Here is a 22,215-nt window from a genome sequence, read left to right on the forward strand (position 1 = left end):
AAAAGGTCGGGGTTTTGTTGATAGGGGAGAGGGGGACTAACTTGAGGCGAGTTAGGTCTTAGTTTTCGTCGTTCTCAACCACACAGGTGTAACCGATGAGGGAATGGTTGGAATCTTTGGTCACAACGTAGGCGCGCTGTGTTTCTTCGTGTGGGCCACAGAAGGAGCCATTTGCAACGAAGCGATCGTAAAGACCTGGACCGGTTGCCAGAACGACTGCGCCTTTATCCTGAACCAGAGCTTTCACCTGGGAGCCTGTGAGGTCAGTTGTGCTTGTGAGAGGAACATTCATTGCCTGAGCAACGGAAGCAGCAGAAACGAGGCCGAGTACGGAAAGGGTTAGTGCGATCTTTTTCATTGTATTAGCTTTCGGTTTTAATTCTTATGGGAACTTGGGGAGGGAAAGGCCGGAGGCACAGCCTTTCCTTGGGGCTTTGTGATGGGCGTGCTTCTAACTTTGGGGCGAGTTAGAAAATCAGCTGTTCTTGTTATCGACCACGCAGGTGTAACCAATGAGGGAATGGTTGGAGTCTTTGGTCACGACGTAAGCGCGCTCTGTTTCTTCGTGAGTTGCGCAATAGGAGGCGTTTGCAACGTAACGATCATAGAGACCTGGGCCAGTTGACAGCACGATTGCGCCTTTGTCCTGAACGAGTGCTTTTGCTTCAGAAGCGGTCAAATCACCAGTGTTGACCAGAGCTGCCTGAGCGATGGAAGCAGCGGAAACGAGGCCGAGTACGGAAAGGGTCAGAGCGATCTTTTTCATTGGGATTACTTTCTATTTTTACAATATGAGTTGTTTTTTGAGAGGGAAAGACTGGGGAGGAACAGTCTTTCCCAAGGGGGATGGGGGAGCTCTCTAACTTGAGGCGGGTTAGAGGCTTAGTTGTCTCTGTTTTCAACTACGCAGGTGTAGCCGATGAGGGAGCTATTGGAGTCTTTGGTTACGACGTAAGCGCGCTGTGTTTCTTCGTGGGAGGCACAATAAGAAGCGTTTGCGACGTAGCGGTCATAGAGGCCTGGACCAGTTGCGAGCACGATTGCGCCTTTGTCCTGAACGAGTGCCTTTGCTTCAGATGCGGTCAGGTCACCAGTGTTGACCAGAGCTGCCTGTGCGATGGAAGCAGCAGAAACGAGGCCGAGTACGGAAAGGGTCAGAGCGATCTTTTTCATTTGTTTTACTTTCGAATTTATACAGTTTTGGTCATTGTTCAGAGGGAGAGACTGGGAGGAGCAGTCTTTCCGATGGGATTTTGCCGATCTTCATTATTATTTCGGCGCGTCTTTTGAATTTAGACTGATGGAAGGCAGTTTCTTGCCCTCTTACATCTTTCTGTCTTTAGTTGTTGTTCTCTTTATCAAGCTAATTTTTGAGTTGTTACTCTAAATCATTTGCTTGGTGTGTGTTGTTGTTCGTTGATGATTGTATGTTTACTGGAATTTTTTGAGTAAGATGTGTTCTGAAGCACAAAATTATCTTTTCGCAACTTTGAATTTTGGTCGGTAACGAATTCGTGTCTTCGTGTTCTTGGGGATTACTTGCGTGTCTGTGATCAAGCTCACACTTTTGCTTGTAGGTGGTGCAAAAAAGTTGCCGCAACCACATGTTGGTGGCGTGCGGGGTGTGTCTGGCAAGTTTGGGAATGTGGATTATGGATTCGACAGCATTAGAAGAGGGGTAGGAAAGCCGCCTCTTTTTCCATGTGTGGATGTTGTGCCGTTCTTAATCGAAGATGTCGGAGCCGAAGGGGCCTTCACCGCTGTTGTAGCCCGGCTCACATGAATAGCCGATGAAGCAGCGTTTCTGATCCTTAGTGGGAACCCATCGGCTCATTAAACGCTCATAGGGTTGGCAGAACTGTAAGCCTGCAACAAACCGGTCGTAAGTTCGGGCACCAGTGCTCAGTACGATGCCGCCAGCACGCTGAACAACTGAGCGTGCTTCCAGGCATGACATTTGGCGAGTGTCAGGGCGGGCAAATGCAGAGGTGGAAACTATGAGGGCCAGAGTGCTCGTTAATACGAGTAGGGTCGATGTTCTCATAGCTTCCTCCTTCTTTACTGGTTCTGCCGTGTGCGTGGTGAGCAGCGATAACCAATCTGGCAGGCGTTGCTGTCTTTGGTCGGAGCCCACTCCCGGCGCAGGACTTCATTATGAAGGCAGTATCTGATGTCACTGACAAAACGCTCGTAGGTGCGTGGCCCTGTGGTCAGGACGACGCCACCGCGGCTGTTGACCAGCTGTTTGGCTTGTTCACATGTCAGGTTGCGTGCATCCGGTCTGGCCTGTGCGTTGGCTGAGCCTACCCACATCAGGGTTATGAGGCTACCGGCAATAATAGTGGCGGAGGCATTTCGCATGGGGTCTTTTGCCTTACAAAGCAGATAAAGAGAGGCTTATAATCAAGCCGTGTTCCATCCGTTTTGCAGGCAAAAGCCTAAAACTGCGAGTATCAAGGTGAGCCGTGGTTAGCCGGCTCTAAAGAAGAAATGATTGATTTAACCGTTTGCGGCAGGGCGCGGGCGGGTAACTTCCACACCAAAGCCACCTGTATGCACTGGCACCGGAGCAGATGGTTTGTTCACTTTGACGGTGATTTTGGAGATTCGCGCATCCATGGCAAACACTGCATCGCAAATGGCACCTGCAAGGCGTTCCAGCAGGTTAAAGCGGGAGTTGGTCACAACATCCTCTACTGTTTTGGCCAGTGTACCGTAGCAGATGGTGTCTTCATAATCGTCTGAAACAGTTGCCTTCTCAAAGTCAGCCCAACAGGTGAGGTCGATGATAAAGCGTTGGCCCAACTTGGCTTCTTCATCATGCAGGCCGTGGAATGCAAAGAATGACAGGCCTTCCAGAAATATCTTGTTTTCATTCATTGTTTGGCTCCTGAGGGGATCTTTACTGTTGGAGACCTGTGTTGCCAGAGCTGGCTCGGAAACACAACGTCTTTCCTTGGGAAATGCGCTGCATATAGATGAAAGAGCAGTTCAATTTGCGATTTGATAGCATCTATTGCCCCTACGAAAGTGCGATGGTTCTTCGCCCTATTGTGAGGTTGCGGAAGTGCGTAGAGATGCCTACAACCCTGCACTGTAAATAAAGAAGGTGTGTATGTGGGATGGGCATGTTTTCAAAGATTCTGATCGCAAACCGTGGGGAAATCGCTTGCCGTGTTATCAAAACGGCGAGATCGATGGGGATCAAAACGGTTGCTGTTTACTCTGATGCGGACCGGGATGCGCTTCATGTGGAGATGGCTGATGAGGCTGTTCACATTGGTGAGCCGGCTGCAGCCAAATCATACCTCGTAATCGACAAAATTATTGATGCATGCAAACAGACCGGTGCTGAAGCTGTTCATCCGGGCTATGGCTTCCTTTCCGAGCGCGCAGAGTTTTGCGAGCGCTTGAAGCAGGAAGGTATTGTCTTTATCGGGCCGAACCCAAAAGCAATTGAGGTGATGGGAGACAAGATCACCTCCAAGCGCTTTGCTGCTGATGCCAATGTTTCTACCGTGCCAGGCTACATGGGCCTGATTGAAACCCCGGAAGATGCCAAGCGCATTGCTTCTGAAATCGGATATCCGGTGATGATCAAGGCCTCCGCCGGTGGTGGTGGTAAAGGTATGCGTATTGCCTGGAACGATGAAGAAGCCATGGATGGCTTTGATCGCGCCAAATCAGAAGCTGTCAGCTCCTTTGGTGATGATCGTATCTTCATTGAAAAGTTTATCGAGAACCCGCGCCACATTGAAATTCAGGTGATGGGCGACAAGCACGGCAATGCGATCTATCTGGGCGAGCGTGAATGTTCTATTCAGCGCCGTAACCAGAAGGTCATCGAAGAAGCGCCATCTCCATTGCTGGATGAGGAAACTCGCCGCAAGATGGGTGAACAGGCCGTTGCTCTGGCCAAGGCTGTTGACTACGACAGTGCCGGTACTGTTGAGTTTGTGGCAGGGCAGGACAAGAGCTTCTACTTCCTTGAAATGAACACTCGTCTGCAGGTGGAGCATCCGGTGACAGAACTGATCACCGGCGTAGATCTTGTTGAGCAGATGATCCGCGTTGCTGCTGGAGAAGAGCTCTCCATCAAACAGGATGAGGTGAAGCTGAACGGTTGGTCAGTTGAAAGCCGCATCTATGCGGAAGATCCTTACCGCAACTTTCTGCCGTCTATTGGTCGTCTGACACGTTATCGCCCACCTGTTGAAGGTGAGCATGACGGTTATGTGGTTCGCAATGACACTGGTGTTGTTGAAGGCTCCGAGATCTCCATGTTCTACGATCCTATGATCGCGAAACTGGTGACTTATGCGGCGACCCGCGCAGAAGCCATTGAGAGTATGAGCACTGCGCTTGATGAGTTCCAGGTGGACGGCATTCAGCACAACGTGCCGTTCCTTGCATCCTTGATGAAGCACCCACGCTGGCGTTCTGGTCAACTGGCTACGAGCTTTATTGCTGATGAATATCCGGATGGCTTTGAGCCAGCGACACCGGATGCGGAGGCCCGCAGTGTGTTGGCGTCTGTAGCGCTTTCCATGCATCTGATTGAGCGTGAGCGTCTGGACCATCTGCCGGGCCGTCTACGTCCGCATCATGGCGGTGTGCGCCGTGAGTGGGGTGTGCTGATCAATGGTGAGAAACTGGATGCTGAGCTGATTGAAGGCATGGCTGTTACGCCGCTTGATATCGATGTTTGTGTCGAAGGTAGTCCACGTGCCCGTGTTGCCTCCTCTTGGGTTCCTGGTGACATGCTCTGGAAAGGGCAGGTTGGTGAGCGCAATGTGAGTGTTCAGGTTCGCCCGGTTGAAAACGGCTACCAGTTGGACTGGCAGGGCTATTCTGTTGTCGCCAAGGTGATGACACCTCGCAATGCTGAACTAGCTTCCCTGATGCCTGAGAAGGTTGCTCCGGACACATCCAACCTGTTGCTTTGTCCAATGCCGGGTCTTGTTGTTTCGCTTCATGTGGAAGAGGGGCAGGAAGTGAAAGCTGGCGAGCAGCTGGCGATTGTTGAAGCCATGAAAATGGAAAATGTGCTTCGGGCAGAACGTGATTGTGTGGTAAGCGCTATCAAGGCTGCTCCGGGCGACAGTCTGGCGGTTGATGCCGTTATCATGGAATTTGAATAAGGAGTTGGCGCAAAGCCAATTCCTGTACTGAGGATTTGGCTTTGCGCACTCTGCTTTTTGATTTGGATGGAACGCTGACAGACCCTTTTGTCGGCATTGTAACGAGCGTTCAGTATGCGCTTGAAAAGCTTGGCCGCGATGTTCCTCCAGCTGAAGACCTCGCCTTTATTATCGGTCCTCCTCTTACAGAAACGTTCCGCCAGCTTCTGAATACAGAAGATGAAGAGCTGATCCTTGAGTGCATTCGCTTGTATCGGGAGCGTTTTACGACTGTCGGTCTTTACGAAAACGAGCGCTATGAGGGGATTATTGAACTCCTTCAGACTGCCAAAGACCGTGGAGATCGCCTGTTCGTTTGCACTTCCAAGCCTTGGGTTTACGCTGAAAAGATCATTGCTCATTTTGAGATGGATGGCCTGTTTGAGAAGACCTATGGCTGCGAGCTGGATATGACGCGCGGCAACAAAGTGGATTTGCTTGCTTACTTGCTGGAGCAGGAAAGTCTGGATGCATCTCATTGCATTATGATTGGTGATCGCAAGCATGATGTTATTGCTGCGAAGGAAAATGGTGTGCAGTCTATCGGTGTGCTCTGGGGCTATGGTTCTGAAGAAGAGATGGCCGATTGCGGTGCTGATACCGTTGTCCGCTCTCGTAAAGAGTTGGCCGCTCACCTTGCCGACACCCTTGTTGCCTGATCTCTTTTGTAATGAGTTGAACTGATGCCGATTTATTTTGCTTATGGCCGTCTGATGAATCCGAAGATTATGGCCAGTCGCTGCCCGCAGGCCAAGCCGCTGGGGCCAGCTTCCATGGATGGTTATCGCTTTATCATCACCACTGAGGGTGTTCCTTCCATGGTGAAAGCTCCGGGCAAGCGCGTGCATGGTGTCCTTTGGGATTGCCGTATCGGTGATGTGACCGTTGTTGATGGAGCTGAGGCGCTTTTCCGCAAGGGGCTCGACAAGGTCTTTCTTCCCGTGCGCAGTGGTAGGCAGAACAAGTCAGCGATCATCTACCTGAGCCGGACTGCCAGCACTGGGAAGCCGCATGCCAAAGCGTGGGAAGGTGTGATGGAAGCCGCTGAGCACTGGGAATTTCCAGAAACGTATAGAGAAGAGCTGCGTCAGTGGGATCTGCGCTAGAGTTTTGCAAACTGTAGAAGTGCATTTGTGGGCTGACAGACCGTTCACAAATGTGTTTTCAGTTAGACTGAAAGACAACTCGCAATTTCCTGAGAATCTGTTAGAAAACAAGTCTCCCAAAGTTGGGAGATAATTCTCAGGGCGGGGTGAAATTCCCTACCGGTGGTGATTGTCTTTAGGGGCATAAGTCCGCGAGCGCCTTCTTTATTTAGAGAAGGGTCAGCAGATCCGGTGAGATTCCGGGACCGACGGTTATAGTCCGGATGAAAGAGAATGTAGGTGAGGGGTGTTCTGATGAACGCTGTTTGCTTGCGCGTCCTGATTCAATGAAACTTGGCGGTTTGCCGTCCTTTGGATCAGAAAGATTTCTTATGTTTAATCTGTTTTTGAATAGTGATTACGAGGTGCGTGTATGAGTTCATCACGCAGTTCAACACGTGCGTCTGCTGCTGTTGTGGGCGCAAGCTGGATGGTGTTTGCTGGTGCAGCGTTTGCTGTGACCAACTCTGCCATGCAGTATCTGACCATGGTGCAGGGGCTGAGCTCCACCAGTGCAACCTTCTGGCAATACCTGATTTCGCTTGTTGCGATGGTGCCGGTGATCTGGCGCATTGGTGTTGATGGTTTGCATACCGAGCAGCTGGCTCTGCATATCTTCCGTGTTTTTCTGGCAGCGCTGGGCGTGCAGTTCTGGGTTGCTGGGTTGGCAAATGGTGTGCCGATCTGGCAGGGCATCGCGCTTTTGATGACATCCCCGTTCTTTGTGACGATTGGTGCCGCTGTTTTCTTGCGTGAAAAAGCAAGTGGGCAGCGGTGGGTTGCGACAGCGGTTGGCTTTGTGGGCGGTATGATTATTCTCAGCCCGTGGGATGAAGCATTCCAGCTGGTTGCGTTCCTGCCGATTATCGCTGCGCTGCTCTGGGGTTCTTCCATCCTCTGCATGAAAAAGCTAGAGGAAAGCGAGAGCCCTCAGTCGGTTACGCTTTATCTGCTTCTATTGCTGACGCCGGTCAATCTGGTTCTGGCGCTGCTGGCTCCAGGTGGTCTTTCGATACCTGACGGCATGAATATGTGGTGGCTGATCATTCTGGCAGGGCTGCTGGGTGCGATTGCACAGGGCTCGCTGGCAATGGCCTATGAGAAGGTGGATGCGGCTTACTTGCAGCCGTTTGATCACTTGAAGCTGCCGCTCAATGTTCTTTGTGGTTTCATTGTCTTCAGCTGGGTGCCTCCGGGCAACTTGTGGCTGGGCGCTGCGCTGATCATTGGCGCATCGCTTTACATTGTGCATGTGGAGCGCGAGCGAAACTAATAAGAAAGCCCGGCCAAGTTGCCGGGCTTTTCTTTTGTTTATGAACTAGTTGAACCAGACAGCGAAGGCGCCGAAGTTTCTGCTTAAAGGTCGGCTTAAGGTGCGCATAAAGTCTCCATCCCAGACTTCGCCTTGCTCGATGTAGTTCACGGCGTTTGGTCCGGTGATAAAGAGAACTAGATCGAAGCTCTCTGCTGTGTCAAAGAACGACTTCATATTGATCCCGCCGTCAAACACCATGTGAGGGATCAACACTTCCCCATTCAGCACTTTTTCTGAGGCTTTCACTGCTTTCAGCCAACTGTCGATGGTTTGCTGTGTGACAGGGAGAGCCTGAAACGGGCTGGTCTGGTTAGGGTTGGGGAGCCATTCGTGGTCGTCGTCGGTTTCCTTCTGAATGAGCTCCCAGGTTTCATAGTTCAGCTGCATAACCTGCAGAAGGTTCTGACGGGTCGCTTTGAGGCGAGCGGGGTTCTCTATTGTCCAGTTGATGGAATGCAGGAAAGTGATTGGGGTTGCGAGTGCGCCTAGATCACGTGGACCACCTGCTTTTCCTTTTTCCTGCAGCTGTTTGCCATAGATGGTGGCATCCGGGCCAAAGACGCTATGGAACGTCATGTCGTAGGTGCTCTCATAATCGAATGCGAGCAGGAAATTGCCTACTGACATGAGGAGGTTAGAGTAGCCTTGTAGCCACTTTGCGTCTGCCAGATCAAAGGTGATAGGAAACGTTGTTGTATCATCCTCAAGTGTGAATGGGCTGCCTCTGGAAAGGCTTGAGAGGATTTCTGCGAGGTTTTCGTAGGGTTCAATGGTGCCGCTGTTGTCAGCATCCAGATTGATCTTCAGAAGGTCAACTTGCAGTTTGACTGGTTGATCAGAGATGCCTGCCAGAGTGTCGTTGGCTTCTTTCAGCTGAGCGACGAACCGTTCCAGCATCTCCCGCGTTTTTTGATAGGTAACCGGCTCCGGGGTTGGATTGGGAGCGACTGGAATGCGGAAAATCGGGAGGAATGCGCGCAGGCTTCTGTTGGGTGAGATGTTTCCTGCGCCGTATTTGAAAAATTCCTGCTGCAGACCTTGGAGGGCGTTCAGGAACTGTAGGGCGCCTAAAGCGAGTTTGGCCTGATTGTTCTCGGGGTTTTGTGCTGTGTTTTTGCTGAATGTAACAATGCCGGTCTGGTAGTCCGCTGTCTCGATGATCGCATTGAAATCGCTGGTATAATCAGTCTGTGAGAGGGCTTGCGTCGGTAGAAGTGCTGTAGCTGCGGATAAAGAAAGTGCAGTCAGGCGGGATTTGAGAAAATTCATAAAGTCTCTCCTAAAGGTCTACCTATTAGATATGGGAATTGATGTTTTTTTTATGGCTTGCAATCTAAGGCTGTGGCGAGGCCGGGCAGTGTTGCCGGTTTCGTCGTCTGAAACGAAAAGGCTTTGTTTATGAAGACTTTAAGCGCACCGGGAGATAGCAATGAAGACCACACACTTTTCCATCACGGGATTGGTGCAGGGTGTTGGCTATCGGGCCTGGCTTTATAAAAAGGCCGGGATGCTGGGTGTTTCGGGCTGGTGCAAGAACAATGAAGACGGATCAGTGGAGGCAGTTGTTACCGGTGATCCGGAAAAGGTAGATGCCTTGCTGATGGCTGTTCAGCAAGGCCCTGTTGGTGCAGAAGTTGAAGCGGTCACGCTTTTGGGAGAAGCCCCTGAAGAGAAGGGCTCGTTCCGCATCGAGTACTAGTTATTCACTCTCTGGCTTTTGTGCCAGACCGGATGGACCGATGGAATGCGTAGGGCCGAAGATCTCTTCGAACTGCTCGCGCAGAATGATATCCACCTCAGGCATCGTGAGCGGCAGGCCCAGATCAACGAAGCTGGTGACGCCATGCTTTTGCACGCCGCAGGGGACAATGCCGGTGAAGTGTTCCAGATCAGGGTCGACGTTCAGCGAGATGCCGTGGAATGTTACCCACTTGCGCAAGCGGATGCCGATGGCTGCGATTTTGTCTTCAACATCCTTGCCCTTTTCCGGACGCTGAACCCAGACGCCTACACGATCTTCCCGTCTTTCCCCGCGTACGTGGTGTTGCCACAGGGTGTCGATGAGCCACTGTTCAAGGGCTGCTACGAACGCACGCACGTCTTGCTGGCGGCGCTTCAAATCGAGCATAACATAAGCAACACGTTGTCCCGGACCGTGATATGTATACTGCCCTCCGCGGCCTGTTTCATAAACCGGGAAGCGATCTTTGGCGATCAGGTCAGCCGGATCGGCGCTGGTGCCCGCAGTGTAAAGAGGCGGATGCTCCAGAAGCCAGACGCGTTCGTTGGCTTCGCCAGCTGCGATGGCTGCAACGCGCTCTTCCATTTCCTTTTGTGCAACTTCATAGGGGATTAGCTCGTCATCGATCACCCATTCAACAGGTGGAGAACCTTCTAAGGGGAAGAAGTCTGTTTTAAGGGTTTGACGATCAGCCATGTTGTTATCCCAAAATGATCTGCGGATTTCGGTTAGTTGGTTTGCCCTAATGAGATGTAAGCGTCTACACTAAAAATAACAGGGCACCAACTCACAGAGTAGGGACTGGTGCATTTTATTCCCTCTGATGGAGCAGGACAGAGATGAACAGGTTCGATGATATCTCCGTCGATATTTCGGTGGTACTGGGTAAATCTGAAATGCCAGTGCACCAATTGTTGCGCATGGGACGTGGAGCGGTGATTGAGCTGGACACCCATGAAGCGGACGATGTGACGATTTTGGCAAACAATACACCAGTGGCCGAAGGGCAGGTGACTGTAGTTGGCGATAAAGTTGGCATTGTTATTACAAAGGTTCTGCAGCGTGCTGTGGAAATGCGGCCCGTAAACATGGAAGATCGCATCTGAAATATCGCGTGCAGTGGATAAGTCCCCGTCCAAAAGAGGTTTTTTCGATTTTTTTCCTCTGCACTGTGAATTTTTGAAAAAGGGTACTTGCGCAGGTTCGAGGGGTTGGCTATATCACCGCTCACCGGCCGACGGGGCGAGGCAAACAAGCCAGACACTCCAACGGCAAGCCAAGGTTTTGCGGCCGTGGCGGAATTGGTAGACGCGCAGCGTTGAGGTCGCTGTGGGGTAACTCCCGTGGAAGTTCGAGTCTTCTCGGCCGCACCAAAAGCCCCGAGCTCTTTTAAGAGCCGGGGTTTTTTGCTATCTAAATCTCTGTTTTTTCTCAGTATATAAAAATGCAGGATCGCTTTATCAGGCGAGGGGCTACGTGTTTTGCGTTGGTTTGCGTTTTTGTGCGTCTATTTGCGTTTTTTATGGTTTGGGTGCGTTCTTATGTTTCCTCTGGATTTCCTGAAGGGCGCATGGGCCTACCCCAAAAAGAACGCAGTTTGATGTAAATCGTGAATTCTTCGCAAAAGGATTGCACGGTCAGAGAAGGTCGCTATAAACACAAACCTGTGCACAGGGACCTTGGTACCAGAGGCATTTCAATTTTCAGCAATACTGAAGGACGATGCTCACGTTAAGCATTTGACTGAACAACCAGTGGAGGTCTCGTGACCCAATCGGAAAATCCCGGTGCGCTTCATGCTACGCCCCCTCCACCACATGTTCGAGATGCCAGCGGACACCTTGATACGGACTTTGTAACGCGCGTTGAAGAAGCTCTTGATACGCGTGATGCTGCTGTTGTGCGCGAGCTGGCAGGTAATCTGCACGAAGCAGATATGGGTGACCTGCTGGAGATGCTGCGCGAGGATGATCGCGTTCTTCTTATTCAGCTGCTGGGTGAAGAGTTTGACTTTGCCGCTTTGACCGAGACCGAAGAGCCTGTGCGTGCGCAGGTTCTGGATGCATTGCCGGATGGGGATGTTGTTGAGGGGATTGGCGAGCTTGAGTCCGATGATGCGGTTTATCTGCTTGAGGACATGGAGCAGGAAGAGCAGGAGAAGATCCTTGCTCAGCTGCCCAATGTGGATCAGGTTCAGATTAAGCGTGCGCTTGAATTTCCTGAAGATTCTGCTGGTCGTATTGTCCAGACTGACTTTATTGCGGTGCCACCCTTCTGGACAGTGGGGCAGGTGATTGACCATCTGCGCAGCTCCAAAGATCTGCCTGACAGCTTCTATGAGCTTTATGTGGTTGATCCGGGGTTCCGCCTGTTGGGTGCTGTGGCGCTGGACCGGTTGCTGCGCACCAAACGCTCCAAGAAGATCTCCAAGATCATGGAGGAGACCCGCCATTCTGTTCTGGTGACTGATGATCAGGAAGATGTGGCGCGCTTGTTTGAGCGCTATAACCTCGTTTCTGTTGCTGTGACCGACACCTCCGAGCGATTGGTTGGTATTGTGACGGTTGATGACATCGTTGACGTCATTCAAGAAGAGGCTGAGGAAGACATGCTGGCGATGGCTGGTGTGGGTGATGAGGAGATCTCTGACAGCGTTCTGGAGATTGCCAGATCTCGCATTTCCTGGCTCTCGGTGAATGTGTTCACCGCCATTTTTGCTGCGTTTGTTATCTCTATTTTCTCGGCCACCATTGAGCAGATGGTGGCGCTGGCTGTGTTGATGCCGATTGTGGCGTCCATGGGAGGGAACTCTGGAACGCAGACCATGGCCGTTACCGTGCGCGCGATTGCCACTCAGGAGCTGAACAGGCGTAACATCCTCAGGGTTTTACGGCGTGAGCTGTTGGTGGGCATCATCAACGGTGTGGGCCTTGGAGTACTGATTGGTGCTATTGCGGGGGGCTGGTTCCTCAACCCAGAACTTGGGGTGGTTATTGGCAGTGCAGTTCTGATTAACTCTATCTGCGCTGGTTTGTTTGGATTGCTGGTTCCAATGGGCTTAGAGAAAATTGGAGTGGATCCTGCCATTGCTTCTTCAGTTTTTGTGACCACCATAACGGACGTTGTTGGCTTCTTTACATTTTTGTTCCTGGCTGCATGGTGGTTCGGTCTGCCGTTTTAGCCAATCAGGAGGTTAGAATGGATGCACCGGGTATCAATGGAATTGTCGAAACTGCTGTTTATGTTGATAATTTTGCCGAGTCGCATCAGTTCTACGGCGACCTTTTAGGGCTGAACCGTGTCGTTGAGGGGGAGCGTATGCATGGCTATGACGCGGGCCCCAACCAGATGCTTCTGGTTTTCCGGCGCGATGTGTGTGGTGATGATGTAGACAGCCCTTTCGGTATGGTTCCCGGACACAGCACGAGTGGGCCTTCGCATTTCGCCTTCGCCATTTCCCGCAGTTCTTTGATTGAGTGGCGGGAATATTTGGAAGACAAAAAGATCCCGATCAGCAGTGAGGTTCGTTGGCCGCAAGGCGGGGTGAGCCTGTTCTTCCATGACCCCTTTGGCAATGTGGTGGAGCTGGCCACGCCGGGTCTTTGGCCGAACTATCAGGATTAGAGCTAGCTTCTCCTGTTGGCCTGAATTGCCATGATTTGCTGATCCTTAGAGTAGCCTTGTGAGGAGGATCTTTCCTTTTTGCCTGTACACTCTTCAGGCGGCAGCTGTGCGGCTGGCCGGGAGGAGGATGTCATGGTTCAGCACTGCAAGGTCATCATTAGAAACCGAAGCGAAACAGCCCGTCGTTTCTATCTGTTCCAACTGCAGCCGGCCTACGTAGTAGTGGGTGGGGAAGCGCCTGAGGTTCACTCCTGCTGTGTCTGTGCTGGTGAGGTTGAGCCTTTCAGTATGTCCGGTGCTGAGCTGGTGTTTGCATTCAATGAAGTGGTGTTGGCTGGCGCTGTTCATGAGAAGAGCGCTTCTGGTGGTACTCGCCGTTTCGCTTCGCCTACCGGGAATGATGAGAGTGATGCACTGGCGTTTGCCATGCAGCGGGTGGTGGGAACGCAAAGTTCTGAAGATGCTGTTTCCATCAATAGCACGCGTTTGAGCGTGGCGCCGCTGGGCCTATCTCCCTCAACCAATGAAACCGGTGTGACCCTGCGCAGTTTCAGGATGCATACGCCTGCGGTTCCAGATGAGGAGCTCGCCGATGTTTACTGCGGCAATGCCATTCAGCATCAGGATGGGCAGGTGGTGCTTTCCAGTTTCGTCAGGCCTCCCTCCGGCAGTCAGGTGGACTGTGCGCCGCTGTTTGCCTTCTGGCTTGATACGGGCCCCTATCAGGTGGGGGAGGTAGTGCCCTATGATCGCTCCGGGTCTGGTCCGGCCCCCGTTCTTATCGAGTTTGCCTTTGATGGGCCTCAGGTGGTGATCGCAGACTACAATGAGGACGGGACATTCTCTCCGGGGGATTAACTTTGCCCCGTTGTTTCAATAGGATGAGCCGGAGTTTGAGGTTGAGAGCTGATTTGAGGAAGGGAGCTTTTACAGATGACACAGCGTGGCGGAACGGATTTGCAGGAACTGCTGGCGTCCATGGAGGCTTCTCTTTCCGAAGAAAGCTTTGTGTTTTGCACCTTTCCCAATGGCAGCATTGAGGCTTTGGCAGAACATTCCCCGCTTGGGCTGTTCTGGGAGCAAGAAGGTCTGACAGCGATCCTTTCCATTGAGAATGCAGGTAAAGCTGGCGTTGAAACCGAACCTTGCTTCCGCCGTATCTCCTTAGCTGTTCACAGTTCCCTAGAAGCCGTCGGCCTCACCGCCGCCCTCTCCAAAGCCCTCGCCGAAGCCGACATCTCCGCCAACGTCGTCGCCGCCTTTTACCACGACCACATCTTTGTGCCGGAAGAAAAGGCGGAAGATGCGATGGCTGCGCTGGAAGAGCTGAGTCTTTCTGCGAAAACTGCGTTAGGTTAGAGCGGCTACGTTTGCTTTAAAACAAGCTGGACTTGGAAAATCCGCCAGACCATATCGCAGTGTTTTTTATTGCCGGACAGGACGTCTTGCCATAGAGCAGAAGTGGTTACTGGGTCAAACACGTCAGAGGTTTTCAAGGCCTCTGGGGACAGCAGGTCATCGACGAGTGGTCGCAAAGTTGTTGTCAGCCATTTGTGCAGAGGGATACCAAACCCTTTTTTCGGGCGTTCCCAAAGTTTGCGCGGGATGTACTTTCCCAGCACCTCTTTCAGGATCGCTTTTGATTGACCATTTGCGACTTTGTGCTCGTCGTTCAGCGAGAATGCAAACCTGACAATGCTATGGTCCAGCATTGGCACTCTGCTTTCTAAGCTATGGGCCATGCTTGCGCGGTCTACCTTTGTCAGAATGTTTTCGCCCAGATAATACAAGGTGTCCACCATGGTTATCTTGTCCAGGTCACTCCAGTCGTGGCGGGAACCGATGCGCTTGATGATTTGTGTTGGAGGCAACTGAGCGCCAGGAATGAGAGCTGACAAATCCCAGGCTGTATTGAAGCTCTTGTAATAAAGGGCGGCAACTTCATTCTCACTTAAGCGCGAGCACTTGCTATTCAGGGCCATCTCTTTAAGCTCGATTGGCATTCCTTTGTGCTGCCTGCTGCCCAGTGCTTTTTGAGCAAGCAGTGAGGGCTTCTTTATGGTGCTGACGATCAAACGTTTTTGATACCTGCTGAAAGCCTGCTGCAAAGTTGCTGGTCTTGTTTGCAAAAAGTTCTCATATCGTCCATAGCCCGCAAAAAGCTCGTCGCCTCCATCTCCTGAAAGTGACACCGTTACTTTCTGTTTGGATATGTTTGAAATCAGATAGGTTGGTATTTGTGAGGGGTCTGCAAAAGGCTCGCTGTATACATCGGGCATGTTCGCAACCAAGTCCAAAGCCTGCTTACCATCAATATATTGCTCATTGTGGGAGGTGCCTAAGTACTCTGCTACCTGTTTTGCAAATGGAGCTTCATTCTCCTCTGAGGTTTCAAACCCCAGAGTGAATGTCTCAATGGGCTGCGTACTTTGTGCCTGCATGAGGGCGACGACCAGTGAGGAGTCGATACCTCCTGATAAAAAGGCTCCAAGAGGCACATCGGATGCCATTTGTCGATTGACTGCACGTGACAAAAGTCTTTCCAGTTCATCCCGTGCTTCGATTAAATCGCCCTGAAAGCGGTTGTTGCGTGCCACAATGGCTTCGTCGATGCTGTCCCAATAGGCTTCTTTGCGTAGCGCAAAGTGATCGCCAGCAGGTTCAACATGAAGAATTTGGCCTGCCTCCAGCTTTTGGACTTCCTTGTAAAGGGACAAGGGGGCTGGAATATAACCACCACGAACACATTCGGCGATTGCATCTTTGTCGACCGATAGTGACAGGGTTGGCCACACCTTCAATGCATTCAGCTCGGAGGAGAAGTAAAACCTGTTGTTTTGCAATGCATAATAAAGTGGTTTCTCGCCCATGCGATCTCGGGCAAGGCTCAGGACCTTCTCCTTTCGATCCCAGAGGGCGAATGAGAACATGCCATGACACATTTGGAGTGTATTTTTGATCCCGTAGTGATCTAACGCGCACAAAAAGACCTCGGTGTCGGAGTGACCAGTCCAGTTGCTTACGAGGCCTGCTTCTTCAAGTTTCGCCTTGATATCTGGGAAGTTGTAGATCTCACCATTATAGACGAGCACAAAGCGACCACTGGGTGAGTGCATAGGTTGCGTGCCTGCATCTGTGCGGTCGAAAATGCTTAGGCGGCAGTGGCCAAGAACAGTTCCGGCTTCTAGGTCGCTCCAAACCTTTTGCGTGTCTGGTCCTCTATGGAGAATTTTGCCTAATGATTTGTCGGTGAGTTGAATGGCTTCACTTTGCAAGCCACCCAAGCCGAGAGTTCCAGATATCCCGCACATGTTTCCAAGCTCGCATTGAGTGTTTTATCAGAGCGATGAAGGCAGAGGAGACTAGTAAGCCACGACCTTCTGAGCTGGAATTCTAAGCCTCTGCGACTTGGTGTCTATCTTTCACAAGTCAGGGTATTTCTCACAATGCAGCTAAGCCGCTCTGCGAAGATGGCTTAGGCCAGGATGCCGAGTTGGGAGGCTGGGGCTCTTGGGGGTGGGGCTATGGTTTGTTGGCCGTTCAGGAGGCACTCGAAGGTTTCGGGTGCGACGGCTGGGGAGTACAGGTAGCCCTGAAATTCGTGGCACTGCAGTTTCTGGATCTGGCGGAGCTGTTCTTTGGTCTCGATGCCTTCTGCCACCAGAGTGAGGTTCAACAGGCGGCCCATCTGGACGATCATCTGAACAATTGGCCAGCGTTTGGTGTCGGCGATGAAGGATCGATCGATCTTCAAAGCGGTCACCGGATAGCGTTGGAGGTAGCCCAGGTTTGAATAGCCTGTGCCGAAGTCATCGATTTCCAGAGTAAAGCCCAGATCGCGCAGGGCGTTGAGTTCTTTCAGCGTTTCATTGGCGTCGCTGAGCAGAGCGCTTTCAGTGATTTCCAGCCGGATTGATCTGGCCGAGGCGCCGGTCTCAATGAGGATGCGGTGCAGGCGCTGGGATATGCGACCGCGACGGAACTGGGCCGGAGACAGGTTGATGGAGATCGCGATGTCATGGCCTGCCTGTGCCCATTGCTTTTGTTGCAGCATGGCTTCGCGGGCAACCCAATCGCCGATCTCATCGATCATGCCAGCTTCCTCTGCAATCTCGATGAAGCTTGCTGCCGAGACAAGGCCGCGGGTTGGGTGGTGCCAGCGCAGCAGGCCTTCTGCACCTACAATGCGGTTGGTGGCGACGCAGACGCGTGGCTGGTAGTGAACAGCGAGCTCTTTGTTGCGCAGAGCCTGACGCAGGGCGGTTTCCAGACTGACGCGTTCTTCCGCTTCCCGGGACATGGAGATGTCGAAGAAGCAGATGCGGTCGCGGCCCAAATCCTTGGCTTTATACATGGCCAAGTCGGCCTTGCGCATGAGGGTGTCCAGATCAACGCCGTGTTCCGGGTAGGTACACACGCCAATGGATGGGGTGACCTGCAGCATGTGTCCGCGCACTTTACAAGGCTTGGACAGGGCTGTTCTGATTTCGCGGCTGATATCGTCCAGCAGGTCGTAATCTGCAAAGTTGGCGATGAGCACAACGAACTCATCGCCGCCGAGGCGGGCGACAAAGCCGATGCCTTCGACGACTTCCTTCAGGCGTTTGGCAATGACGACGAGCAGGTCGTCGCCCACCAGATGGCCGAGGGTGTCGTTGATTGTTTTAAAGCGGTCGAGATCAATGAAGATGAGCGCGCCGGGGTTGCCGGTGATGCGGGTTTCATCCAGATAACGCTCGGCTTCAATCTCAAGAAATGTTCTGTTGGCAAGGCCGGTCAGCGTGTCGTGGTGGGCCAGATAGCGGACTTCGTGTTCTGCTTTCAGGCGTTTGGTGACATCTGAGGCGCTGAGCAGGATTGCTCTGGAGCCAGAAAACGGATCGTATCCGCTGCGAGCGTTTAGGTCGAACCAGCGTTCTCCTTGAGAGGAGTGCATGAGAGCGACGAGGTTTGCCTTGCCTGTTTTGCGCAGTTCATCCAGCAGCGCGTCAAAATCGCGGCGGTTGCACATGCGGTTGATCAGGTCTTCGCAGCCGTCAGGCCGGTTGAGGCGGCTTGCCGGGTTTTCAAAGATCAGTTTGCCGTTCTCATCGAACATGCTGATCATGGAGGTGGTGTAGAGCAGCACCTGTGCGCTGCGCACCTGTTCCGGCTCGTTGCCGACCTCAGAGATAACCTGAACCAGCAGACCCGGATTGCCTGAGACGAGTGGCTGAGGAGATATGGAGCAGTAGACGGAGACCGGCTGAGCATTAGGGATGACGGTGATGCATTCGGTGATGCGGCCTTCTTCCCGTACACGGGTCAGGTAGGACTGCAGCTGCCGCTCATAAGAGGGATCATCAAAGGGGGCAGGCAGTTCAATTCTGAAGGCACCGGTCTGGTCGATACAGTTCTTGAGGGACAGACCGAGGAATGTTAGACCTGCGTCGTTGGCCCAGACGAGTTTGGTCTGGGAGACGTCGACAATATACATAGGGACGTCGACACGGGCGAAGGCGCGTTGGTCTTCTGTTGGGACAGGCGAGTGATATAGGACGTTGGCATCCAGCGTTTCAATAAAACCAGTCAAACCTGAAAATCCCTTTGTGCTGTGTCCTAGGACTAGACACCATCCCCTGCATGTCTATATCAGCTATAGGTAGATCGTTATTTTTACCGATTATGTGAGTTGCAAGGTTATTAAAACGTTATTCCTTTGCCTTTAAGTTGGAACAAACGAACTGAAAATGTGCAAAATGCATTGATTTAGAGGTGGAGAAACGGCGGTCTAGCGAAGGACCTACCAAAAGTGAGGGGAGAACACCCTCTTTTTCCTAGGGAATTTCTGTTAGGCTATGACTTTGCGTGTTTGCGGTCTGCCGCAGTATCTTTTAGTTATGTTTGATCAGAGTCTGCCGCGTGGGGCGGTAGCGAATAAAAGGGAGCATGTCATTCGCATGACGGACTATTGTGCTTCGACGTCAATTCGCCTTGAAGGTGATGAGGACGCGCCAAAGAATCCTGAAAAGTCCATCCCGGTGGACAAGCATCTTTTTGATGCGCGGACAGTGCTGATTACAGGACCTGTGACACAAGAGATGGCTCAGGATGTCTGTTCCCGTCTGCTTGCACTTTCCCAGGTCAGCAATGACCCGATTACCGTTATTGTTCTCTCCGGGTGGCCACGTAGAATCCGGTGACATGATCCACGACATGATCAAGTTCATCCAGCCGGAAGTTCGTATCCTCGGCATGGGCTGGGTGGCGAGCGCTGGCGCTCTGATTTACGTGTCTGTGCCGAAAGAGCGTCGTTTCTGCACCCAGAACACCCGCTTCCTGCTTCACCAACCATCCGGTGGTGCTGGCGGTATGGCAACTGATATCGAAATTCAGGCCAAAGAAATCCTCAAGATGCGTGATCGTCTGAACCAGATCTTCGCAGACGCAACCGGCCAGCCGCTGGAGCGCATCGAGAAAGACACCGACCGCGATTACTGGATGAGCCCGGATGAGGGCATCGAGTACGGTCTTGTTGGCAAAGTGATCAACAACGTCTCCGAGCTTAGCTAACAGCTGGCTCATAATATGTTTGAAGAAGGCGCTCTTTTAGGGCGCCTTTTTTTTGTTGGTCAGGTGCCGTTTACGTCACTGTGGCTCAAATAATACAGGGTAAATACATATGGGGTGACGCACGGGTTTCCTTTTGTTTTGGACCATTCCCTTAGGTAGTACGGTTTTATCGATAAAACCAACGGGGGTGGTTTAACAATGAATAAGAAACTCTGCGGTTCTGCTCTGACTGCGTCACTGATCGTTGCTGCATCTGGTGCTTCGTTTGCTGCTGATGCTGGTGTTCAGGTGGATCTGGAAGGACTGTTTCTTTCCAGCGCCGGAACTGGCAAGGGTGCTTTGGTGGTGAACTACAGCACTGAAGACGTGTTTCATGCTGATATTCTCGATCGCTTTGGATTGGCTCCAGGTGGGCGGGCGAGTGTTGTTGTACCCGGACAGGGTGCATGGTCTGGTTATAGCCTGCAGTTCTCAGGTTTGTACTCCAGGCGCATCAAGGCTGAACGGGATGTGATCAATGCAGATGAGGACCTCTCAGCTGCCTATGACAGTGAATATGATCATGTGTCTGGTCCTGCGAATCCTGATTTCCGCAACTCTGATGCGGCTTATGCCTCCTCATTTAATTATCAGCGTGAGCTGTGGGGCGGTGAATTCAATGTTCAGCGCAAAACAGATTTTTATGGTCTGACGGTTCTAGGTGGACTGCGATACATCGGGCAACGCAACAAGCTGAATGCGGCAACCTTTGATGAGATTGAAGAGTATCAGGGGACCGATGATCAAACTGACCGCGTGAAACTCACCACAAACAACCATATTTTTGGGGCGCAGTTTGGTGTTGAAGGGGCTTATGAGGTTGCGGAGAAGGTTTATCTGGGTGGACGGGCGTCAGTTGGTGCTGGTCTGAATCGGATTGATTTTTCAAGCCGCCTGACAAGTGACAACAACAGTTCCGTTGATATTCGCAAGAAGGAAGATCTGAACCACTTCGCGGCATTTGTTGAAGTGGCGCCGAAGCTGACCTATCAGTTTTCTGAGCGGCTGGCCTTCAATGTTGGTGGCTATGCGATGCTTCTGAATGGTGTTTCTGATGGTACAGAAGAGTATCACCGCGTTGGCCTGCCAGATTACGAGGTGCTGGAAGGGGACGATACTCTGCTGTTTTATGGCTTTAGCGCAGGGGCGTCGATCCGGTTCTGATGCTTACTTAAAAGAAAGCCGCCTTGCTGAAGAAGCTGAGGCGGCTTTTGTTTTTTAGCGCTGCCAACTCTTAGAGGCGTCGAGCCATTGGGCGGTGCGGTGTTCGGGGTTGGTGGCGGTGGTGACGTCGGAGATGGTGGCGATAGAGTCTGCGCCGGCGGAGAAGACGTCGCTGGCACGCTCCAGAGTGATGCCGCCGATAGCGACCAGATGATTGTTGGTGCGCTCGCGCCATTTCTTCAGAGTTTCCAATCCCTGTGGCTGCCAGTGCATTTCTTTTGAGGTGCTATTGTAAATCGGTCCAAGGGCCACATATTCAGGATCTAATGCCAGAGCTGTGTCCAGCTCGGCTTCATAATGGGTGGAAATACCGTAGTAGATCCCCGCGGAACGGAGTGCGCGGAAATCAGCGGTTTTCAGATCCTCTTGTCCTAAATGCACATAGCCCACGTTTGCGTCATACGCTGCCTGCCAGTGATCGTTGACGACAAGCACTGCGCCGGCTTTGTCGCAAAGTTGCTTTGCTTCGCGGACCTGAGATCGGATTTCATCCTCGGACTTGTCTTTGATACGGAGCTGACAAAATTTGACACCAAGAGGAAGGACACGTGGCAGCCACTGGGTGCCATCGATGATCAGATAGAAGCGATCTAACATTGCTGAGTTTCTCGATTAAGTGCGCAGTGACTGGATGGGCCATCACTAGATGCGTGCTGCGTTCATATTTTTGAGCGAAAATATGAGTTGGGCAGGTTGTTGGCTACAAATTTTTAAAATTTGAAGCATTTACACGTCCTGCGTGTGTTGAATTGTGGAGAAAGTCTAGCAAAAAAGGCGAGGGTTTCTTGAGGGTATTCCTGTAAATGTCTGAGTTGAAAAGTAAATGATGAGAAATATTGGAATTTTTACCGTGTTTGCTTGCGGGCAGGGTAATTTTACGTGGTCTTCTTTTTCGCTCGTCTCTGGGGTGTAAATGTCTAATAGCGAGTCTTTTTCCATCTGCGATTTAATGGCGTGGCTTTCCAAGGACGCAAAAATGCTGGGTCGTCCCTGCCGTATCTTTGCGGTGTTGGGAGAGCATTTGCAGGCGCTGGGCATTGAGGTGGACCGGATCTCCACTGGTATCTCCATTCTGGATCCGAATTATCACGGTGAGGGCTTGATCTGGGAACGTGGGGTTGGCCCGCGGGTGCGTTACTTTGAGCGCACGCCTGATACAAGCGAGTCTTATAATCAAAGCCTTTGGAAGCGATCCATTGAGACCGGGCAAACGATCCGACATAAGTTTGGTCATCATGATGAATTTGATCAGCTGATGATCATTCAGGAGCTGAAGGTTCGGGGGTACACGGACTATGTGGCCGTGCCCATGACGTTCTGGATGGAGTAGTGCGTGGGTTGGCGTTTGCTTCGCGTGCGCCGGATGGCTTTAAAGATGAAGATGTGGCGCTGTTT

General features: G+C 51.9%; 23 protein-coding genes, 1 tRNA gene, 1 pseudogene and 1 riboswitch. Of the genes and pseudogenes, 14 read left to right on the forward strand and 11 right to left on the reverse strand.

All coding sequences use genetic code 11. The features are described from left to right. Positions 1-58: 58 nt before the first annotated feature. The 6 genes from PJE062_RS07415 to folB all read right to left on the reverse strand — a co-directional run bounded on the left by PJE062_RS07415 (position 59) and on the right by folB (position 2,880). A complete protein-coding gene (locus PJE062_RS07415) occupies positions 59-358 on the reverse strand; it encodes a hypothetical protein (RefSeq protein WP_008547618.1) in 300 nt (99 codons plus the stop codon). A 117-nt stretch (positions 359-475) separates the two neighbouring features. Continuing rightward, the gene (locus tag PJE062_RS07420; RefSeq protein WP_008547387.1) at positions 476-766 is read right to left on the reverse strand and encodes a hypothetical protein; all 291 of its coding nucleotides are present in this window, start codon (positions 764-766) and stop codon (positions 476-478) included. 116 nt (positions 767-882) lie between these two features. After that, the gene (locus PJE062_RS07425; RefSeq protein WP_008548021.1) at positions 883-1,173 is read right to left on the reverse strand and encodes a hypothetical protein; all 291 of its coding nucleotides are present in this window, start codon (positions 1,171-1,173) and stop codon (positions 883-885) included. 550 nt (positions 1,174-1,723) lie between these two features. Further along, positions 1,724-2,044 carry a hypothetical protein gene (locus PJE062_RS26325; RefSeq protein ID WP_157039073.1) on the reverse strand — a complete coding sequence of 107 codons (321 nt, stop codon included), beginning with the start codon at positions 2,042-2,044 and terminating at the stop codon, positions 1,724-1,726. A gap of 14 nt (positions 2,045-2,058) precedes the next feature. Beyond that, positions 2,059-2,361, reverse strand: coding sequence for a hypothetical protein (locus PJE062_RS07435; RefSeq protein ID WP_008547936.1), 303 nt, complete (start codon positions 2,359-2,361; stop codon positions 2,059-2,061). A gap of 138 nt (positions 2,362-2,499) precedes the next feature. Then, positions 2,500-2,880: a dihydroneopterin aldolase gene (gene folB / locus PJE062_RS07440; RefSeq protein ID WP_008547923.1), complete on the reverse strand. Its 381-nt coding sequence runs from the start codon at positions 2,878-2,880 to the stop codon at positions 2,500-2,502. A gap of 248 nt (positions 2,881-3,128) precedes the next feature. On the opposite strand from folB, the gene PJE062_RS07445 reads away from it, so the two are divergent. The 4 genes from PJE062_RS07445 (at position 3,129) to PJE062_RS07460 (ending at position 7,598) form a co-directional block, all read left to right on the forward strand. Next, positions 3,129-5,141: an acetyl/propionyl/methylcrotonyl-CoA carboxylase subunit alpha gene (locus PJE062_RS07445; protein WP_037036316.1), complete on the forward strand. Its 2,013-nt coding sequence runs from the start codon at positions 3,129-3,131 to the stop codon at positions 5,139-5,141. 41 nt (positions 5,142-5,182) lie between these two features. Continuing rightward, positions 5,183-5,839: an HAD hydrolase-like protein gene (locus PJE062_RS07450; protein ID WP_008547497.1), complete on the forward strand. Its 657-nt coding sequence runs from the start codon at positions 5,183-5,185 to the stop codon at positions 5,837-5,839. Positions 5,840-5,863: 24 nt separating this feature from the next. After that, complete coding sequence (locus PJE062_RS07455; protein ID WP_008547413.1) at positions 5,864-6,286, forward strand: gamma-glutamylcyclotransferase family protein; 423 nt, start codon at positions 5,864-5,866, stop codon at positions 6,284-6,286. Between the two features lie 128 nt (positions 6,287-6,414). Continuing rightward, positions 6,415-6,565, forward strand: a riboswitch (FMN riboswitch). A 133-nt stretch (positions 6,566-6,698) separates the two neighbouring features. Then, positions 6,699-7,598 carry a DMT family transporter gene (locus PJE062_RS07460; RefSeq protein WP_008547632.1) on the forward strand — a complete coding sequence of 300 codons (900 nt, stop codon included), beginning with the start codon at positions 6,699-6,701 and terminating at the stop codon, positions 7,596-7,598. A gap of 45 nt (positions 7,599-7,643) precedes the next feature. Here the strand turns inward: PJE062_RS07460 and PJE062_RS07465 are convergent, their stop codons facing one another. Further along, complete coding sequence (locus PJE062_RS07465; RefSeq protein WP_008547863.1) at positions 7,644-8,909, reverse strand: hypothetical protein; 1,266 nt, start codon at positions 8,907-8,909, stop codon at positions 7,644-7,646. A gap of 160 nt (positions 8,910-9,069) precedes the next feature. On the opposite strand from PJE062_RS07465, the gene PJE062_RS07470 reads away from it, so the two are divergent. After that, entirely contained in the window at positions 9,070-9,339 is a 270-nt protein-coding gene (locus PJE062_RS07470; RefSeq protein WP_014286274.1) for an acylphosphatase, read from the forward strand. Here PJE062_RS07470 and lipB read toward each other — a convergent pair whose 3' ends face one another. After that, positions 9,340-10,077: a lipoyl(octanoyl) transferase LipB gene (lipB, locus tag PJE062_RS07475; protein ID WP_008547783.1), complete on the reverse strand. Its 738-nt coding sequence runs from the start codon at positions 10,075-10,077 to the stop codon at positions 9,340-9,342. It abuts the gene before it with no gap. Positions 10,078-10,220: 143 nt separating this feature from the next. Between lipB and PJE062_RS07480 the strand changes: the two genes are divergently transcribed. The 6 genes from PJE062_RS07480 to PJE062_RS07505 all read left to right on the forward strand — a co-directional run bounded on the left by PJE062_RS07480 (position 10,221) and on the right by PJE062_RS07505 (position 14,364). Then, positions 10,221-10,487, forward strand: coding sequence for a FliM/FliN family flagellar motor switch protein (locus PJE062_RS07480; protein WP_008547981.1), 267 nt, complete (start codon positions 10,221-10,223; stop codon positions 10,485-10,487). A 180-nt stretch (positions 10,488-10,667) separates the two neighbouring features. After that, positions 10,668-10,754: transfer RNA gene (locus tag PJE062_RS07485), tRNA-Leu, on the forward strand. A 392-nt stretch (positions 10,755-11,146) separates the two neighbouring features. After that, on the forward strand, positions 11,147-12,562 hold the full coding sequence (mgtE, locus tag PJE062_RS07490) for a magnesium transporter (RefSeq protein WP_008547753.1): 1,416 nt from the start codon (positions 11,147-11,149) through the stop codon (positions 12,560-12,562). 17 nt (positions 12,563-12,579) lie between these two features. Continuing rightward, positions 12,580-13,005, forward strand: a complete 426-nt coding sequence (locus PJE062_RS07495) for a VOC family protein (RefSeq protein ID WP_008547383.1) — start codon at positions 12,580-12,582, stop codon at positions 13,003-13,005. 132 nt (positions 13,006-13,137) lie between these two features. Then, positions 13,138-13,863, forward strand: a complete 726-nt coding sequence (locus PJE062_RS07500; RefSeq protein WP_008547635.1) for a hypothetical protein — start codon at positions 13,138-13,140, stop codon at positions 13,861-13,863. 75 nt (positions 13,864-13,938) lie between these two features. Beyond that, positions 13,939-14,364 carry an ACT domain-containing protein gene (locus tag PJE062_RS07505; protein WP_008547780.1) on the forward strand — a complete coding sequence of 142 codons (426 nt, stop codon included), beginning with the start codon at positions 13,939-13,941 and terminating at the stop codon, positions 14,362-14,364. Positions 14,365-14,369: 5 nt separating this feature from the next. Here PJE062_RS07505 and asnB read toward each other — a convergent pair whose 3' ends face one another. Further along, positions 14,370-16,316 carry an asparagine synthase (glutamine-hydrolyzing) gene (gene asnB, locus PJE062_RS07510; RefSeq protein ID WP_037036246.1) on the reverse strand — a complete coding sequence of 649 codons (1,947 nt, stop codon included), beginning with the start codon at positions 16,314-16,316 and terminating at the stop codon, positions 14,370-14,372. A gap of 164 nt (positions 16,317-16,480) precedes the next feature. Then, on the reverse strand, positions 16,481-18,577 hold the full coding sequence (locus tag PJE062_RS07515; RefSeq protein ID WP_008548109.1) for a bifunctional diguanylate cyclase/phosphodiesterase: 2,097 nt from the start codon (positions 18,575-18,577) through the stop codon (positions 16,481-16,483). Between the two features lie 367 nt (positions 18,578-18,944). Between PJE062_RS07515 and PJE062_RS07520 the strand changes: the two are divergent. Continuing rightward, positions 18,945-19,557: pseudogene (locus tag PJE062_RS07520) on the forward strand (ATP-dependent Clp protease proteolytic subunit). A 198-nt stretch (positions 19,558-19,755) separates the two neighbouring features. Further along, complete coding sequence (locus PJE062_RS07525; RefSeq protein ID WP_008547579.1) at positions 19,756-20,760, forward strand: hypothetical protein; 1,005 nt, start codon at positions 19,756-19,758, stop codon at positions 20,758-20,760. Positions 20,761-20,814: 54 nt separating this feature from the next. Here PJE062_RS07525 and PJE062_RS07530 read toward each other — a convergent pair whose 3' ends face one another. Beyond that, positions 20,815-21,417 (reverse strand): thiamine phosphate synthase, encoded by a 603-nt coding sequence (locus PJE062_RS07530; RefSeq protein WP_008548075.1) that lies wholly within the window; start codon positions 21,415-21,417, stop codon positions 20,815-20,817. A gap of 316 nt (positions 21,418-21,733) precedes the next feature. Between PJE062_RS07530 and PJE062_RS07535 the strand changes: the two genes are divergently transcribed. Then, a complete protein-coding gene (locus PJE062_RS07535) occupies positions 21,734-22,150 on the forward strand; it encodes a hypothetical protein (protein WP_157039074.1) in 417 nt (138 codons plus the stop codon). Positions 22,151-22,215 lie beyond the last annotated feature (65 nt).

This window comes from Pseudovibrio sp. JE062 (assembly GCF_000156235.1).
In the GTDB taxonomy this organism is placed as follows: domain Bacteria; phylum Pseudomonadota; class Alphaproteobacteria; order Rhizobiales; family Stappiaceae; genus Pseudovibrio.